The organism is Streptomyces yangpuensis (genome assembly GCF_001005295.1).
Taxonomy (GTDB): Bacteria; Actinomycetota; Actinomycetes; order Streptomycetales; family Streptomycetaceae; genus Streptomyces; species Streptomyces yangpuensis.
The window spans coordinates 205,214-221,638 of the sequence record NZ_LBMK01000008.1 but is presented as its reverse complement, the minus strand read 5'-3'; the positions used below and the strand labels follow the sequence as shown (position 1 = coordinate 221,638).

The window sequence follows — 16,425 nt, the reverse complement described above, 5'->3', positions numbered from 1 at the left end:
GCTCCCCCGCCGGGGTCCGGTCCCCCGCCGGGCTCCGGGCACCGGCCGCCGGGACGGGGGTATGCCGGGCAGGCCTCATCGCGGGCTCCTCTCGGTGAGGACGATCTGGCGGACGTCGAGGTAGCGGGAGCGGAAGCCGGCTTCCGAGTAGGCCAGGTAGAACTCCCAGAGCCGCTGGAAGACGGTGTCGAAGCCGAGGTCGGTGACGGTCTGCCGGCTCGCGGTGAAGCGTTCCCGCCACAGGCGCAGCGTGTGGGCGTAGTGCTCGGCGAACCCGAGGTCGGACTCGGTGCGCAGGCCGGCCGCCGCCGCGTGCTCGGTGATGGCGCGGCGGGAGGGGATCAGGCCGCCGGGGAAGACATACTTGCTGATCCAGGTGTGAGTGGCGGCGGTGTTCAGCATCTGCCGGTGTCCCATGGTGATCGACTGGAGGGCTATGCGCCCGCCGGGGCGGAGCGACGCGCGCAGGGTGGCGAAGTAGGAGGGCCAGTACTCGGCGCCGACTGCCTCGATCATCTCGACGCTGACGACGGCGTCGTAGCGGCCCTCGACGTCCCGGTAGTCGCACAGCCGGACGTCGACGCGGTCGCCGAGCCCGGCGGCGCGGATCCGGGTGCGGGCGAGTTCGGCCTGTTCGGCGGAGAGGGTGAGGGTGGTGACGCGGGCGCCGCGGGCGGCGGCGCGCAGCGCGAGTTCTCCCCAGCCGGTGCCGATCTCCAGCAGATCGGTCCCCTCCGTGACGTGCGCGAGGTCGAGAAGGCGGTCGATCTTGCGGTGCTGGGCCGCGAGGAGGTCCTCGAACCGGGCGGGGAAGCCGGTGAAGACGGCGGAGGAGTACGTGAGGGTCGGATCGAGGAAGGAGGCGAACAGGTCGTTGGACAGGTCGTAGTGGCGGTGGATGTTCTCACGTGCGCCGCGCCGGGTGTTGCGGTCACGGCCGGGCCGGGCGGCGACCCACAGCGGTCGCAGGCCGCGCAGCGGGCCGGGTACCAGGTCGTCGACGTGCGTGGCGAGGACGGTCAGAAGGCCGGGCAGGTCGTCGCTGTCCCATTCGCCGGCCATGTAGGACTCCCCGAAGCCGATGAGGCCGTGGCTGCCGATGCGCCGGAAGAAGGCGTCGGGATCGTGGAGGGTGAGGTCCGGACGCCGCGTCGGTCCGCCGGCGCGTCCGGGTCCGGTGCCGGATCCGCGTCCGGTGCCGGGTCCGAGTCCGGTGGCGGTGGCGGTGGCGGTGGCGGATCCGATCCGAGTGCCGGCGCCGGTGCGTACGTCCAGTGGAAGCTGCCTCAGCGCCCGGCCGACCAGGTGTGCGGCGACGGCCGTCCGGACCGGGCCGCCCGCCGGGAGCCGGACCACGTCGGGCCAGCGTGCGCGATCCGCCCGCTGCGGGGGCCCGGACTGGGGGGCGGGCAGCCGTACCTGGTGGTCGGACGTGGTGGCCGGGTGGGTCACGGGACCATTCCCTTCTGCGGTGTGTGCCGGGGGCGGGGCTGTACGGGCAGACCGCGCAGGAGCAGGCGGATGCCGTGGAAGCGGATCCCCGCCCAGACGGCGGCGGTCGACCAGGGCCTGCGGGCGGCCGCCCGCAGGAGGGCGCGGGCCGTGGCGGGGCGGGCGCGCCCCCGTACGGTGGCGGTGAACGGCCGCCCGGCCTCGGTGTCGAGGTGCACGGTGAGGTCGAGGCGTTCCTCGGGCACGGGCAGCCGCATCCGGTAGTGGCCCTCGACGGGGAAGAACGGCGAGACGTAGAACCGCTTCTCGGCCCGCGCCCGGCCGCCCGCGTCCGGGTGCAGGAGGTAACAGTGCCGCTGCCCGTAGGTGTTGTGGACCTCCGCGACGACACAGACCAGGGATCCGGAGGCGTCGTGGCACCAGTAGACGCTGAGGGGGTTGAAGACGAATCCGAAGACGCGGGCGTGGGCGAGCATCACCACGCGTCCGCCTTCGATGTCGATGTCGCGGGAGGCGAGGAACTCCTCCAGGCCGGCCCGGATCGTGGGGGCGCGGCCCGAGAAGTGGTCCCGCGGGTCGAACCCGGCGAGCGGGCGCAGCGGGCGGGGCAGGACCGGGAGCCGGTCGAGGTCCACGCACCACAGGTAGGTGCGGTGCCGGACGTCGTGCCGCAGCGGCGCGGTACGGGTGTGGACGACCAGGCACTCGTACAGCGCGGCGGCGGGCGCCGCTTCCCCGGTCACCAGCGCACCCCGAGGGCGCGGGCGGCTGCCGCGCCGGAGCGGCAGCCGTCCTCGTGGAAGCCCCAGCCGTGCCACGCCCCGGCATAGGCGGTCACGGCCGTGTTCAGGCGCGGCAGTTCCCTCTGCGCGGCGACCGAGGCGGGCGTGTAGACGGGGTGTTCGTAGAGCATCCGGCGTACGACCCGGCCCGGGTCCACGCGGTCGTCGGCGCCCAGGGTCACCACGTAGTCGGCGCCGTCGGGCAGGTTCTGCAGGCGGCGCATGTCGTAGCTGACGCGGACCGGCTCGGTGGAGGGGTCGCAGGCCGGGAGGTGGTAGTTCCAGCAGGCCCGGGCGTGGGGCGAGCGGGGCAGGAGGCCGGTGTCGGTGTGCAGGACCGTGGGGTTGGGCTCGTACGTGAAGGCGCCCAGGAGCCGCCGTTCGTCCGGGGTGGGGTCGGCGAGCATGCGGAGGGCCTGGTCGGGGTGGGTGGCGATCACGACGGCGTCGTATCCGTCGGTGGCGCCGTTCTCGGTGGTTATCCAGACGCCGGAGCCGCGGGCGGCCCGGTGGACGGTCTGCACGGGGCTGGAGGTACGGACCCGGTGCACGCTCTTGGCCACGGCCTCGACGTAGGCGGCGGAGCCTCCGGTGACGGTCTTCCACTGCGGGGAGCCCGTGACCGACAGGAGGCCGTGGTGCTGGAGGAAGACGAAGAGGTGGGCGGCCGGGTAGGACAGCGCGGTGCGTGCGGGACACGACCACACCGCCGAGACCAGCGGGAGGGCGAAGTGGCTGACGAAGTACGGGGAGAACCGGCCTTCCCGGAGGAAGTCGCCCAGGGTGACGTGGTGGGAGGGCGGGTCGGCGAGGAGAAGTCGGGCCTTGCGGTGGAAGACCGGTACCTGCGCGAGCAGGGCCAGGTAGCGGCCCCGCAGCGCGGCCCGGCCGGTGAAGAGGCCGGCCGGGCCGCGGGCGCCCGCGTACTCCAGGCCGCAGCCGTCGCACCGTACCGACATGCTCATCTCGGCGTCCTGGGTGGAGATTCCCAGCTCGCGGAAGAGCCGCAGCAGGTTCGGATAGGTGCGTTCGTTGTGCACGATGAAGCCCGAGTCCACGCCCATGGGCCGCCCGTCCGGGCCGGTGAGCTCATGGGTGTGGGCATGGCCGCCAAGGCGGCCTTCGGCCTCGTAGAGGGTGACCTCGTACGAGCGCGCCAGGACGTGGGCGGCCGTCAGGCCCGCGATCCCGGCGCCGATCACCGCTGCTTTCCGGTGTTCCACCTCAGCACTCCCGCCGTTCGACGCGCCGCGGGGTGCGGTCGCTCACCCGTACTTCGCAGCGGACGGGCGGGCGGATGGGTACGGATGCGTCGTGGGTCGTGCGGCTCGGGTCGTGCGTCGTGCTTGGTGGGTCGTGCTTGGTGCGTCGTGCTTGGTGCGTCGTGGGTCGTCAGGTGGGCAGGGCCATCAGGAGCAGGGGGGCGGTGGTGGGCCGGGGGGAGCCTCCTGCCGGTTCGAGCGTGAGTCCGACGGCCCCGGCGTCGGCGGTGTTCCCGTCGAGGAGGACCGTACCGTCCCGGTGGATGAACCCGGCCGGGCTCATGGTGCCGTCGTGGTCGAGCCACAGCTGGTACGTCATGCCCGCGGCGGGGGCGGGCAGCCCGGCGGCGGTGAAGACGGCCCGGTTCTGCCGCTCGGAGGCGACGACGGTGGTGAGTGCTCCGTTGCCGGCCCGGCCGTGCGCCGTGCGGGCGTCGGGCGCGGCCAGGACGGCGCTGACGTCGTCGAGGCGCCGCTCGGCCTGGAGCGCCCGCTCCTGGAACTGCTCGCTCTGCCGGTTCTGCCAGGCGGCCAGACCGGCGAACGACGCGGCCGCCACCACGCTGGCGGCCAGCGCGAGGGGTACGGCCCGGCGCCGCAGGGCGCGGCCGGCGCCAGCCGGCTGGGTGGTGCCGGGGACGCGCGGGGGCAGTTGGCGTACGCCGTCGACGGCGGCCATGACATGCTGCTTCATCATGGGCGGCGGATTCTGCGCGGCGGCGTCCGCCAGGCGCGCGGCGGTGGCCTCGAACTCGGCCACCTCCTCGCGGCACGCCTGGCACTGCGGCAGGTGGTCGCCGAACGCCTGCCGCTCGGCCGGGTCCAGGGCGTTGAGGGCGTAGGCGGCGGCGAGGGTGTGGAGGTCGGAGTGGTCTTGCTTCATGTGGTCACCCCCATGCAGTCGCGGAGCCGGATCAGCCCGTCGCGCATGCGTGTCTTGATGGTCGGCAGCGGTGTGCGCAGGGCTTCGGCGACCTCACGGTAGGTCAGGCCACGGTAGTAGGCCAGGCTCACGGCCTGGCGCTGGAGTTCGGTCAGGCCGCGCATGCAGCGGCGTACCTGTTCGCTCTCGAGGCGGGTCTCGACCTGCTCGGAGACCTCGTCGAACGCCGTCTGGTGCTCGCGGGCGGCCTGGGCCTGTTCCCGGTCGGCGGACGCCTGGGCGGAGCGGACACGGTCGACGGCCCGCCGGTGGGCGATGGTCGCCGCCCACGCGGTGACGCTGCCGGCGTCGGACCGGTAGCGGGCGGCCTGCCGCCACAGATCGATCATCACCTCCTGTGCGACCTCCTCCGACTGGGACCGGTCGCGTACGACCCTGATCACGATCCCGAAGACCAGAGGTGCGAGGGCGTCGTAGAGGAGCGAGAAGGCCTGTTTGTCGCCGTGGGCGACCTCGGCCATGACCTCGGCGAGGTCACTGCGGCCGGCGTGACTCGCCCGGCCGGTACGACCGGGCCCGAACGGGAGTGGTTGGTTCACCGGGCGGGCTCCGGCTGCGGGCGCGTGTGCGGCGGTGACTGCGGCGGCTGCGGTGACTGCGGTGACAAGGGGGATGGGCGGCCTGGGGCGGCCGGCCGGGGGCGGGGTGTCCATCGCATGGGGTCCGAGTCCTTGTCCTGGGAGCGGGGCCGTGTGGTGTGTCCAAGACCTCTTCGTAGCGGACGTGCGTACGGATGGCCGGACTTTTGGCAAACGGAGCAATTCGGCGTGTCTACGCAGGTGGGGGGTGGGGCGGCGGGGCGGCGGGTCGGCGGGGTGGTGGGCCGGGGGCTGGGGGGTCAAAGGTCGGGCCAGGTGACCACCGCGATGACCTGCTTGCCGAAGGGCGCGGGGCTGACGAAGAGTTCGGCGCCGAGGGCCCGGACGATCCCCAGCCCGCGCCCGCGTGTCGCGAGGGGATTGCGGGCGTCGGGCCGGCCGGGCAGTGAGGGGGAGGCGTCGCTGAGGGCTATGCCGGCCCGGCCCGGCTCGACGCTGAACGTGAGCGCGTAGGGCGGTCTGGCGTGCCGGACGGCGTTGGCGGTCAGTTCGGAGACGACGAGGAGGATGTCCTCGACGGTGTCGTGCGGACAGCCCGCGGGGTGGACGGCGAGCAGCCACGCCGCCATGCGGCGGGCTTCCCGGGCGGCCTGCGGCCCTGGCGGCAGGGGGTGGTGGACGGTTGACGGCCGCGTGCGGGGTGCGGTGGCGAGTGCGGCGTCCATGACGATTCCTGGTTCCTGATCGTGGAGGGTGGACGGGCGGTGGTTCCGGGGCTCGGGCCCCGGAACACCGCCGCGCCCGGGTCGGCGCTACCACTTGTCGTGGCAGTTCCAGTGCCCGGGAACCCAGTGGTTCACCGAGTGGCCGGGCACCCAGTGCTGCTTCCAGTAGCCCTTGCTCCACCAGCCGTCGTGCCAGTTGCCGTGGTGGTCGCGGTAACCGTGGTGCCAGCTGCCGGGGTGCCACGTGCGTTCCCAGTGGCCCTTGTTCCACTTGTCGGTCGCCCAGTGGCCCTTGACCCAGGTGCACCGATCGTGCTCCCAGCGGTCGTGGCGGTCCCACCGGTTCCAGCCGTTGTGGCGGTTCCAGCGGTCCTGGCGGTCATGGCGGTTGTCCCGGTCACGGTCGTGATCACGGTCGCCGGTGAGCGTCGAGGGCACCGTCGACGGCGCCGCCGTCGGGGCGGCGCTCGCCGTACCGGACAGGCCGAGCAGCGAGCCACCAGCCAGCAGCCCGGCGGATGCGACTCCGACGACCAGACGCTTCATGTGCGGCGAAGCGGTCATCGGGCTCACCTCCTCCCTTTCATCTGGTTCATCAAGCATTCGGCTTCGTCTGCTCCTTCACCATCTGGAGCGTCACCACGGATTCGTGACGAGCGGGGTGAAGGATTGGCAAGAGAGTCAAAGCGTCATATCTCGTCCCTTCGGAGTGCGTGCCGTGAACCCTGTCGCCCCTGCTCGGACGGTCGTGGGTCGGGGTTCCGGAGTGGCGGCGGCAGTGGTTTCGTGCGAGCTACCTCAGCAACGGCTGCTCCTCCCGGCCCCCGGAACCATCGGATCCCCCCTGGACGGGGGCGTCCTGGAGCCGCTCGCTCCCCGGCCGAGGGGGCTGCCGGCGCATGTCCCCGCCGCCCGTACCGCCCTGCTCAGCCTCCTGGCCGGAAGCCTTGCCGGTCCCCTGGCCGGGAGCCTTGCCGGTCCCCTGGCCGGGGGCCTCGACGGTGCCCTGGCCCGGCGCCTTGCCGGGAACCGTGCCCGAGCCCTGACCGGGCGCCTTGCCGGTGCCCTGGCCAGGCGCCTCGCCTGTGTCCTGGCCGGACCTCTGCCCGGGAGCCTGGCCCGTGCCGTCACCCGAACCCTTGCCCGGGGCCTGGCCCGACCCGTGGCCGGATCCCTGGTCGGAAGCCTTTCCCGTCTCCTGGTCCGGAGCCTTGTCCGGGGCCCCCGGAACCTTGCCCGGGGCCTGCCCGGGCCTCTGGTCCGGAGCCTCGCCGGATCCCTTGCCCGGACTGTCACCGGAGCCGTTGCCCGTGGGCTGACCGGACTCCCGGCCCGGTACCTTGCCCGGGACCTGGCCCGTGCCGTCGCCGGACCCCTTGCCTGGCGCCCTGCCCGGGGTCTGGCCCGTGCCCTCACCGGATCCCTGGTCCGGACTGTCGCCGGAACCCTTGCCCGGGGCCTGGTCGGGCTTGTGGCCGGGGGGCCTGGCCGGGACATGGCCGGGACCGTCGGCAGGGCCGTCGCCCGTGCCGTCACCGGAGCCCTTGCCCGGAGGCTGGTCCGGGTTGTCTCCGGACGGGTGGTCCTTGCCCTGGCCGGGGGGCTTGTCGGGCGCGTCGCCGGGCTCCTGCGGCTCCGACCCGGGCGGCTTGCCCGAGCCGGGTTCCTGCCCCGGCTCCTTGTCCGGGTGCTCACCCGGAGCCGTTCCTGACCGCTGCCCCGGCACGTTCGCGGGGTCCTTGTCCCGGCCCGTGCCCGATCCCTTCTCCGGCTCCTTGCCCGGCTTCGGGCCGGGGTCCCTGTGCTGGCTCGGGGTCGGCTTTTCCGGGCGCTCCTTCTCCGGCTCCCCGTGCGGCTTCCCGCCAGGGGTCCGGCCCGGGGCCGGGTCGGGGCGCGCGGGGTCCGTGCGGACCGTTCCCTCGTGGGCCGGCGGCAGGGACGGGTACGGCGAGGCCGCGGTCCGGCCCGGCGGCGGCTCGACCTCGCGGTCGGACTGCCCCGGCGCCGCACCGCTCGGGCGCTCGTACCACGCCTTGCGGTTCGGGTCGTAGACCGTCACGGCCTTCACCGGCTTGGCGGCCGGCCTGACCGCGACCAGCTCGGCGGACCGGAACGAGGACCACTCCTGTCCGCTGATCCGGGCCTTCCCTCGGACCGCGACCGGCGGTGTCAAGGGGTTGCCGCAGGCACACCGGACCCGCGGTACACCGCGCCCGTCGACCAGTACGGACGTACCGGCCTGCAGGATCGCCTGGTAGCCGGTGGGCGCGTCGTTCTTGTACCCGTGGTTGGTGACCCGGGTGTCCCAGCCCAGCCGGACCGGCGTGAGCGACCGCAGATAGGCCGGGATCCGGGTGGGCCGGACACCCAGCGTGGTGGCGAAGGCATCGCCCTTGTCCGTGTGTTCCCCGAGGAACTTGATCTGTTTCTCCACGTCGCAGCTCGCGATGTTCCGCGTACCTCCGTAGAGCCCCGGGTGGCCGCCGTCGACCTCCAGGGTGCGCGCGCCGCTCGTACCGCCCCGCACTGTCCCGGTGGTCGCGGACGCGGCGCCGCCGGTCTCCTGCGCCGCCGTGGCCGTCGAGGGGGTGAACGGATCGGGCCCGGCCGCCGCGGCGGCCTCCAGGAAGACCTCCCCGCCGGCCGCGGTGTTGCCGCCGAGCACGGTGAAGCCGACGACCACCGCCGAGACCACGAGCGCCGCCGTGCCGGCGCTCACCAGCGTCCTGCGCGAACGCCAGCGGCGCCCGGGCCGACCGCCCCCGCCGTCCGCCGGAGGCTCGAAGGAGCCCGACGGGTACGACGGAGGCGGTGGGGGTATCGGCGGCGGGGCCTCGGGCGCAGGCGCGGGCGTGGGCTGCGGCTGCGAACCCCGCCCCGACAGCGGACCGGGCGGCGGGCCCATGGGGTGCTCGGACGAAGATGACGGAGGACTCACGACACTCGCCCCCTGACACGGGGCACCGGGACAACAATGGTGACTCGCATGCGCTCGCTCCTTCTGGCCGTCGACGCCTCCACATCCCGGAGGGGAATCTCGGAAACCGGCGCCGCGGACCGGATGCACCGGCGACACCGATGGGGTCACACATGAGGTGTGAGCCCGTCCATCGAGTAAGCCCCCCGCACCCGGGCGGCGTCATGTCGCGACCATTCGGGACTTGACAGGACCCACAGGCGATCCTGCTGACGGACCCGCAGCGACGGCTCCGCCTGAGGCGCGGCCGCGGCCCTGGCGGAGCGTTTCGACGTACGCCGGCCAGTCCGCCCCCATCGCGGGCTTCAGCGCCGGCCCCAGCGCGTCGACGAGGACCCGTCCCCAGGTGCGATCCGGGTGCTCCTGCGCGTACCGCAGGGCCGGCATCCCGCCGAAGGAAGGTACAGGCTGCGGCCGCCGCCGATGTCACGCGCTGCCCGGGGTCCCCGCCGGCGCCCGGCGCCGGTGTGCCGGCCACGAGCAGGACGGCGGCCATCGCGGCCGCCACCGCGCCGGGGACGCCATCGCCTGCCCTCCACTTCGCCCGCGGCGGGTCACCCCGCCAGTCTCACCCGACGCGGACGTAGAGGAGGAGCCAGACCAGCGGTGCCAGGGCGGCCAACGAGCCGAGGAGGACACCGATACGGGCGCGGACCGGGCCGGGCACCCCGCTGCGGCGCGCCCTCCACAGGTCGGGAAGTCCCCAGACGATGGCGCAGATCCCGGCGGGGAGGACGAAATACAGCGGCAGGAAGCGGACCAGGGGCCAAAGCGCCTCGGGCAGGAACGGGCAGCCGATCGCCGCGACGGCGCCGATGCCCAGGGCCAGCGATCCCGTGCCGCTGGTTCGCGGCTCTTCCTCGTGGTCCGCCTCGGGGATGCGCTGCTTCGCTGAACTCATGGTCGGCAGGCTATGTGCCGGGCGCCCGCGCGGCGTGAGTCGGGATACTCAACCCGTTCTGAGCATCCGGCCTCACCGTGGGAGCCCTGTTGACACCCGAATGTGTGAGTGGTTTATTACTCACATGAACACGGAACGACGACGCCAACTCTCCTCCGCCGAAGAGCGCCGTGAGACCGTCCTGCGGACGGCCATCGGGGCCTTCGCCGCCCGCGGCTACTTCGGCACGACGACCACCGAGGTCGCCAAGGCCGCCGGGATCTCCCAGGCCTACGTCTACCGGCTGTTCCCGAACAAGGAGGCGCTGTTCACCGCGGTCGTCGAGCGCTGCTTCTCGCGGGTCCGAGCCAGCCTCGAAGAGGGTGCCGCGCAGGCGCAGGGCAGTAGCCCCGAGGCGGTGCTGGACACCATGGGCGACACGTACGCCCATCTGATCGCCGACAAGGACCTGCTGCTCGTCCTCACCCACGCCCAGGCGGCGGCCGTCTCCGAGGCCGCCGTACGGGAGGCCGTGCGCGCCGGGTACGCCCGCATGGTGGAGTACGTGCGCGGCGCGTCGGGTGCGGCGGAGGCCGACGTCCAGCAGTTCTTCGCCACGGGCATGCTCTGCCACCTCCTCGTGTCGCTGGACGCGCACCAGGTGGACGCACCCTGGTCCCGGATGCTCTCGGCCGGCATCCGGCACTACTGACGAGGCGACAGGCGACAGGCGGGCGGACCCGCGCGGTCCGCTCTTCTTTCGACCAAAGAGTGAGTAGTCAACCACACACAGGAGAACGCGCATGCACGCCTCACCGTCCCCCGGCCCGGCCGTCTCCCCCGCGGCGAACCTCACGGCACAGCCCGCAGTGAAGCCCGCGGCGAAGCCCGCGGCGATCCTCGCGGCCCTGGCCGCCGCCCAGTTCGCGGTCACCCTCAGCACCTCGATCGTGAACGTCGCCCTTCCCGCCGTGCGCGACGGGGTCGGACTGTCCGACGCCGGCATGTCCTGGGTCGTCAACGCGTACGGTCTCGCCTTCGGCGCCCTGCTGCTGCTCGGCGGCCGTGCCGCCGATCTCCTGGGACGACGCCGCGTTCTGGCGGCCGGCCTCGCACTCTTCGCCGTGGCGGCCGTCGCCGCCGGACTGGCGAGCGCCCCCTGGATGCTCGTCACCGCCCGCACGGCCCAGGGCGTCGGCGCCGCCGCGATCGCGCCCGCCGCCCTCTCGCTGGTCATGCGGCTCCATCCGCCCGGGCCGGCCCGGGCCAAGGCAGTCGGGGTCTGGGGAGCCGTGTCCGGTGCGGGCGGCGCCGCCGGGGTCCTGCTCGGCGGGATCCTCACCGAAGGCCCCGGCTGGCCCTGGGTGTTCCACGCCTCCGGCATCGGCGCGGCGCTGGTCCTGGCCGCCACCGTGCACCTCGTACCGGCCGATCCGAAGGGGGAGGACGACGGGCCCCGTCCGCGGCTCGACGTGGCCGGGTCGCTCACCGTCACCGTCGGCGTGGTCTCGCTCGTCTACGGGCTCACGGCCGCGGGCCGATCCAGCTGGACCGACCCGCTGGTACTGGGTTCCCTCGCCGCGGCGGCGGCCCTGCTCGCCCTCTTCGTCCTGGTCGAACGCCGCCATGCCGCCCCGCTCCTGCCGTCGAGGCTGCTCACCCGCGGCGCCGTGGGCCCGGCCAACCTCCTGATGGCGCTGCTCGGCGCGGTCTGGGTCGGCCTGTTCTTCTTCCTCCCCCTCTACCAGCAACAGGTCCTCGGCGCGGGCCCACTGGAGGCGGGTCTCTCCCAACTCCCGCTGGCCGCGGCGAACATGCTCGGCTCCGGCCTGGCGCCCGTACTCACCCGCCGCATCGGGCCGCACCGCACGCTCCTCGCCGGCCTGGTGACCCAGGCCGCCGGGTTCCTGTGGCTGGCCCGGATCACGGCCGACGGCAGCTTCCTCACCCATCTGCTCGGCCCCGTGCTCCTCGTCGGAGCCGGCCTCGGTGTGGCCTTCGTACAGCTCACCGGGGCGGCCGTCGGCGGGGTGGAACCCGCCGACGCGGGACTGGCCGGCGGGCTGGTCAACACCACCCGCCAGATCGGCGGCGCGGTCGGCCTCGCCGTACTGGGCACGTTCGCCGCCGCCCGCACCGCCGCGGCCTCCGCCCCTGCCCCCGCCGAGCTGCCGCACGCCGCGGCCCTCACCGAGGGGTACCGCGGCGCCTTCCTCCTCTCGGCCGCCGTCCTGGGCCTCGGGGCGGCACTCGCCCCGCTGCTCGCCCGCAGAACCCCGCCGGTACGCAAGCCCGAACCCGCCGATCACCCCACCGAAACCGAAGGAGCACCTCCCATGACCACGCACCCCACCACCGTCGACAGCGAAGCCCCCGTCGTCGTCCGCGTCGAGACCACCGTGCACGCCCCGCTCGGCACCGTCTGGGACCTGCACACCGGCATCGCCGCCTGGGCCGACTGGAACACGGACGTGGACCGGGTGGAGTACGCCGGCCCGCTCGCCCCCGGCACCACGTTCCGCTGGCTCACCCATGGTCTCGACATCACCTCCACCGTCCACCAGATCGTTCCCGGCGAGCGGATCGTCTGGGGCGGCCCGGCGCACGGCATCGACGGCATCCACGTCTGGACCTTCCGGGAGACGGCGCCGGGAATCGTGACGGTCCGCACGGAGGAGTCCTGGAGCGGTGCGCCCGTCGAGGCCCGCCGCGCCGAGATGGAACAGGCGCTCCGGCAGTCGCTGGACGCCTGGCTCGCCGCCCTGAAGACCACGGCGGAGGCCGAAGCGGCCGCGGAGGCCAAGGCCGTGACGAACGCCGAGGCCCGCGCCGCCGCCGGACGGGACTGACCGCGGGCACCACGCGCCGCGCAGCCCCACACCCCACACCCCACACCCCGCACCGCCCCGCTTCCCCTTCGTTCCGTTCCGCCGCCTGCCCCAGAGTCGAGGAGACCGTCATGAGCAACACCGCCAAGCCCTACCTGACCGGCCACTACACCCCCGTGGCCGACGAGATCACCGCCACCGGCCTCACCGTCGAGGGCACGATCCCGCCCGAGCTGACCGGCCGCCTCATCCGCAACAGCCACAACCCGAAGCCCGGCATCACCCCCACCCACTGGTTCAAGGGCAGCGGCATGGTCCACGGCATCCGGCTCCGCGACGGCCGCGCCGAGTGGTACCGCAACCGCTGGGTCCACACCCCCGCCCTCGACGGCGCCCCCTACATGACCGACAAGGGCCCCGACCTCACCGCCAGCACGGCCGGAACCCACGTCATCGAACACGCCGGCCGGCTCCTCGCCCTGAGCGAAGCGGCCCTGCCCTTCGAGCTGACGGCGGATCTGGAAACCGTCGGCGCCTACGACTTCGGGGGCAGGCTGACCTCGGCGATGACCGCCCACCCCAAGGAGGACCCGGTCACGGGCGAGCTGCACTTCTTCGCCTCCTCCCCCTTCCCGCCGTACCTGATCCACCACGTCGCCTCCGCCGACGGGAAGGTGCTGGAGAGCCAGGAGGTACCGGGCGCGAGCGCCGCGCTCAAGCACGACTTCGCCCTCACCGAGCACTACGTGGTGTTCTTGGAGGGCTCCGTGACCTTCGACCCGACCGAGCACTCGGGCATCCCCTACGGCTGGGACGACGAGCAGATCTCCCGGATCGGCGTCATGCCGCGCACCGCGGCGGGGGCCGGCGGCCGGGCCCGTGAGATCCGCTGGATCGAGATCGGGCAGGGGTACGGCATGCACTTCGCCAACGCCTACGAGGACCCGTACGGCCGCGTCGTCGTCGAGGGCCCGACCGTGGGCCGGGAGGGCTGGCGGCGCTCCTGGAACTGGTGGGTCGGCGCCGAGGACCGCGGGGCCGAGCCCAACTCCGGTGCGCGCAGCACCCGCTGGACCGTCGACCTGGCGGCCGGATCCGTCAAGGAGGAGGTGACCGACGACCTCACCGTGGAGTTCCCCACGATCAACGAGGCGTTCCTCGGTATCGAGCACCGCTATCAGTACGCCCTCGCCTTCCCTGACGACCTGGGGACCGCCGCCCACACCCTCGTCAAGTACGACCGCACCACCGGCGCCCGGCAGCTGCTGCCGTTCGCCCCGGGCCGGCTCCCGAGCGAGGCCGTGTTCGTACCCGCCGAGGGCGCGGGCGCCTCGCAGGAGGACGCCGGGTACCTGCTGACGGTGGTCAGCGATCTGTACGCGGACGCCTCGCAGCTGCTGGTCCTGGACGCCTCCGATCTGACGGTCCCGCCGGTCGCCACGATCCACCTGCCGCGCCGGGTCCCGGCCATGATCCACGGCTCCTGGATCCCCGACACCGCCGCCTGATCCCCTCCTCCTCCTGGGCGCCGCGCCGGGTGAGCCGCGTCTCACCTGGGCGGCGCCGCTTGTCTATGCAACGAGTTGCATAGAAGGATCGGGGCATGGCGCTCGAACACGCGATCCTCGTCTCCCTGCTGGAGAAGCCGGGCTCCGGCTATGAGCTGGCCCGCCGGTTCGAGCGGTCGATCGGCTACTTCTGGACCGCCACGCACCAGCAGATCTACCGGGTGCTGGGGCGCATGGAGAGCGACGGCATGCTCGCCGTCCGTACGGTCCCGCAGCAGGGCCGGCCGGACAAGAAGGAGTATTCGGCCGCGGCCCCCGGCCGGGCCGCCCTCGCGCAGTGGCTGCACGAGCCGATCGAGCCGGAGAGCCTGCGGCACGACCTGGCTGTGAAGATCCGCGGGGCCGCCTTCGACGATCCGGCCTCCCTGATCCGCGAGGTCGAACGGCACCAGCAGGCCCACCAGGACCGCCTCGCCCGCTATCTCGCCGGTGAACTGCGCGACTTCACCGGACCCGAGGCCCCTGCGCCGCTCGACGCCGGCCAGGAACTCCAGTACGTCGTGCTGCGCGGGGGGATCGCGCAGGAGCGGATGACGATCGCCTGGCTGGACGACGTACTGGCCACCCTCCACCGGCTCGGCCGGACAGCGCCGCCGCCGCCCGTGAACGACTGAGCCGCAACCGGCCGCCCCTCGCTCTCTTCTCCTCCCTCCGCGCAGCCGCGCGAACCTCGACTGACGACCCCTCGGAAGGTGATCCGCCGTGTCCGACCCTCTGCTGTTCCACCCGCACACCTACGACCCCGCCCACTTCGACCCGGAGACCCGCAGGCTGCTGCGCGCCACCGTCGACTGGTTCGAGGCCCGCGGCAAGCGGCGGATCATCGAGGACTACCGCACCCGCGCCTGGCTGGCCGACTTCCTCGCCTTCTCCGCCAAGGAGGGGCTCTTCGCGACCTTCCTGACCCCGGCCTCCGCTGCCGGTGAGGACGAGCCGGACAAGCGCTGGGACACCGCGCGGATCGCGGCCCTCAACGAGATCTTCGGCTTCTACGGCCTCGACTACTGGTACGCCTGGCAGGTCACCATCCTCGGCCTCGGCCCCGTCTGGCAGAGCGACAACGCCGCCGCCCACGAGCGTGCCGCGCAGCTCCTGTCGGAGGGCGAGGTGTTCGCCTTCGGTCTGTCCGAGAAGACCCACGGCGCCGACATCTACTCCACCGACATGCTGCTGGAGCCCACCGGCGACGGCGGCTTCCGCGCCACCGGCTCCAAGTACTACATCGGCAACGGCAACGCCGCCGGTCTGGTCTCCGTCTTCGGCCGCCGCACCGACGTCGAGGGCCCCGACGGCTATGTCTTCTTCGCCGCCGACAGCCGCCACCCGGCGTACCGGCTCGTGAAGAACGTCGTCGACTCCTCCAAGTACGTCAGCGAGTTCCGCCTGGAGGACTACCCGGTCTCCGCCGAGGACGTCCTGCACACCGGGCGTGCCGCCTTCGACGCCGCGCTCAACACCGTCAACGTCGGCAAGTTCAACCTGTGCACCGCCTCGATCGGCATCTGCGAGCACGCGATGTACGAGGCCGTCACCCACGCGCACAACCGGATCCTCTACGGCCGGCCCGTCACCGCCTTCCCGCACGTCCGCCGGGAGCTGGCCGACGCCTACGTCCGCCTCGTCGGGATGAAGCTGTTCAGCGACCGCGCCGTCGACTACTTCCGCTCCGCCGGCCCCGACGACCGCCGTTACCTGCTCTTCAACCCGATGACCAAGATGAAGGTCACGACGGAGGGCGAGAAGGTCATCGACCTGATGTGGGACGTGATCGCCGCCAAGGGCTTCGAGAAGGACAACTACTTCGCCCAGGCCGCCGTCGAGATCCGCGGACTGCCCAAGCTGGAGGGCACGGTCCACGTCAACCTGGCGCTGATCCTCAAGTTCATGCGCAACCACCTGCTGGCGCCGGCCGCGTACGAGCCCGTACCGACACGCCTCGACGCGGCCGACGACGACTTCCTCTTCCGGCAGGGTCCGGCCCGCGGTCTGGGCTCCGTCCGATTCCACGACTGGCGCCCGGCGTACGACGCCTATGCCGCCGTGCCGAACGTCGCCCGTTTCCGCGAACAGGCCGACGCGCTGGCGGAGTTCGCGGCGACCATCGCACCCGACGAGGCGCAGGGCCGCGATCTGGACTTCCTCCTCGCCGTGGGGCAGCTGTTCGCCCTGGTCGTGCACGGGCAGCTGATCCTGGAGCAGGCCCGTCTGACGGACCTGGACGAGTCCGTGCTGGACGAGCTGTTCTCGGTGCTCGTGCGCGACTTCTCCCAGCACGCCGTGGAACTGCACGGCAAGGACTCCAGCACGCCGGAGCAGCAGACCTGGGCACTGGCGGCCGTCCGCCGCCCGGTCGTCGACGAGGCCCGCGCGGCCCGCGTCTGGGCCCGTGTCGAGGCCCTCTCCGGCTCCTACGAGATGGCGCAGTAGCCGTACCACTGCCCCGGCGGTCCCCACGACCCCGTCGTGCGG

Annotated in this window: 14 protein-coding genes; 5 read left to right on the top strand and 9 right to left on the bottom strand. The window is 73.1% G+C overall.

All coding sequences use genetic code 11. The features are described 5' to 3' along the window. Positions 1-75: 75 nt before the first annotated feature. The 9 genes from AAT21_RS39465 to AAT21_RS37825 all read right to left on the bottom strand — a co-directional run bounded on the left by AAT21_RS39465 (position 76) and on the right by AAT21_RS37825 (position 9,581). Positions 76-1,452, bottom strand: coding sequence for a class I SAM-dependent methyltransferase (locus tag AAT21_RS39465; RefSeq protein WP_412180356.1), 1,377 nt, complete (start codon positions 1,450-1,452; stop codon positions 76-78). Continuing rightward, positions 1,449-2,198: a DUF1365 domain-containing protein gene (locus AAT21_RS39460; protein ID WP_412180357.1), complete on the bottom strand. Its 750-nt coding sequence runs from the start codon at positions 2,196-2,198 to the stop codon at positions 1,449-1,451. The genes AAT21_RS39465 and AAT21_RS39460 overlap by 4 nt, the downstream gene beginning before the upstream one ends. Continuing rightward, positions 2,192-3,457 carry an NAD(P)/FAD-dependent oxidoreductase gene (locus AAT21_RS30165; RefSeq protein ID WP_046780124.1) on the bottom strand — a complete coding sequence of 422 codons (1,266 nt, stop codon included), beginning with the start codon at positions 3,455-3,457 and terminating at the stop codon, positions 2,192-2,194. Before AAT21_RS30165 ends, AAT21_RS39460 begins: the two co-directional genes overlap by 7 nt. A 169-nt stretch (positions 3,458-3,626) precedes the next feature. After that, positions 3,627-4,379 (bottom strand): anti-sigma factor, encoded by a 753-nt coding sequence (locus AAT21_RS30160; RefSeq protein WP_046780123.1) that lies wholly within the window; start codon positions 4,377-4,379, stop codon positions 3,627-3,629. Continuing rightward, positions 4,376-4,978, bottom strand: a complete 603-nt coding sequence (gene sigK / locus AAT21_RS30155) for an ECF RNA polymerase sigma factor SigK (protein WP_412180355.1) — start codon at positions 4,976-4,978, stop codon at positions 4,376-4,378. The genes AAT21_RS30160 and sigK overlap by 4 nt, the downstream gene beginning before the upstream one ends. Before the next feature lie 299 nt (positions 4,979-5,277). After that, positions 5,278-5,703, bottom strand: coding sequence for an ATP-binding protein (locus tag AAT21_RS30150; RefSeq protein ID WP_046780121.1), 426 nt, complete (start codon positions 5,701-5,703; stop codon positions 5,278-5,280). Positions 5,704-5,790: 87 nt separating this feature from the next. After that, entirely contained in the window at positions 5,791-6,267 is a 477-nt protein-coding gene (locus AAT21_RS30145; RefSeq protein WP_052758059.1) for a hypothetical protein, read from the bottom strand. Positions 6,268-6,496: 229 nt separating this feature from the next. After that, positions 6,497-8,422 (bottom strand): DUF6777 domain-containing protein, encoded by a 1,926-nt coding sequence (locus AAT21_RS34785; protein ID WP_052758058.1) that lies wholly within the window; start codon positions 8,420-8,422, stop codon positions 6,497-6,499. 826 nt (positions 8,423-9,248) lie between these two features. Next, complete coding sequence (locus tag AAT21_RS37825; RefSeq protein WP_046780120.1) at positions 9,249-9,581, bottom strand: hypothetical protein; 333 nt, start codon at positions 9,579-9,581, stop codon at positions 9,249-9,251. Between the two features lie 124 nt (positions 9,582-9,705). On the opposite strand from AAT21_RS37825, the gene AAT21_RS30130 reads away from it, so the two are divergent. The 5 genes from AAT21_RS30130 to AAT21_RS30110 all read left to right on the top strand — a co-directional run bounded on the left by AAT21_RS30130 (position 9,706) and on the right by AAT21_RS30110 (position 16,383). Next, the gene (locus AAT21_RS30130) at positions 9,706-10,272 is read left to right on the top strand and encodes a TetR/AcrR family transcriptional regulator (protein ID WP_046780119.1); all 567 of its coding nucleotides are present in this window, start codon (positions 9,706-9,708) and stop codon (positions 10,270-10,272) included. A 91-nt stretch (positions 10,273-10,363) separates the two neighbouring features. After that, positions 10,364-12,409 (top strand): MFS transporter, encoded by a 2,046-nt coding sequence (locus AAT21_RS39775; protein WP_079026054.1) that lies wholly within the window; start codon positions 10,364-10,366, stop codon positions 12,407-12,409. Between the two features lie 110 nt (positions 12,410-12,519). Beyond that, positions 12,520-13,896 (top strand): carotenoid oxygenase family protein, encoded by a 1,377-nt coding sequence (locus AAT21_RS30120; RefSeq protein ID WP_046780118.1) that lies wholly within the window; start codon positions 12,520-12,522, stop codon positions 13,894-13,896. A 95-nt stretch (positions 13,897-13,991) separates the two neighbouring features. Continuing rightward, a complete protein-coding gene (locus AAT21_RS30115) occupies positions 13,992-14,570 on the top strand; it encodes a PadR family transcriptional regulator (protein WP_046780117.1) in 579 nt (192 codons plus the stop codon). Between the two features lie 88 nt (positions 14,571-14,658). Continuing rightward, a complete protein-coding gene (locus AAT21_RS30110; RefSeq protein WP_046780116.1) occupies positions 14,659-16,383 on the top strand; it encodes an acyl-CoA dehydrogenase family protein in 1,725 nt (574 codons plus the stop codon). Positions 16,384-16,425: the final 42 nt, after the last annotated feature.

What these genes read in the sequence shown, in the direction of transcription:
- AAT21_RS30160 (WP_046780123.1), bottom strand. Translation starts at nt 4,379, where the DNA reads ATGAAGCAAGACCACTCCGACCTCCACACCCTCGCCGCCGCCTACGCC.
- AAT21_RS30150 (WP_046780121.1), bottom strand. Translation starts at nt 5,703, where the DNA reads ATGGACGCCGCACTCGCCACCGCACCCCGCACGCGGCCGTCAACCGTC.
- AAT21_RS30145 (WP_052758059.1), bottom strand. Translation starts at nt 6,267, where the DNA reads ATGACCGCTTCGCCGCACATGAAGCGTCTGGTCGTCGGAGTCGCATCC.
- AAT21_RS37825 (WP_046780120.1), bottom strand. Translation starts at nt 9,581, where the DNA reads ATGAGTTCAGCGAAGCAGCGCATCCCCGAGGCGGACCACGAGGAAGAG.
- AAT21_RS30130 (WP_046780119.1), top strand. Translation starts at nt 9,706, where the DNA reads ATGAACACGGAACGACGACGCCAACTCTCCTCCGCCGAAGAGCGCCGT.
- AAT21_RS39775 (WP_079026054.1), top strand. Translation starts at nt 10,364, where the DNA reads ATGCACGCCTCACCGTCCCCCGGCCCGGCCGTCTCCCCCGCGGCGAAC.
- AAT21_RS30120 (WP_046780118.1), top strand. Translation starts at nt 12,520, where the DNA reads ATGAGCAACACCGCCAAGCCCTACCTGACCGGCCACTACACCCCCGTG.
- AAT21_RS30115 (WP_046780117.1), top strand. Translation starts at nt 13,992, where the DNA reads ATGGCGCTCGAACACGCGATCCTCGTCTCCCTGCTGGAGAAGCCGGGC.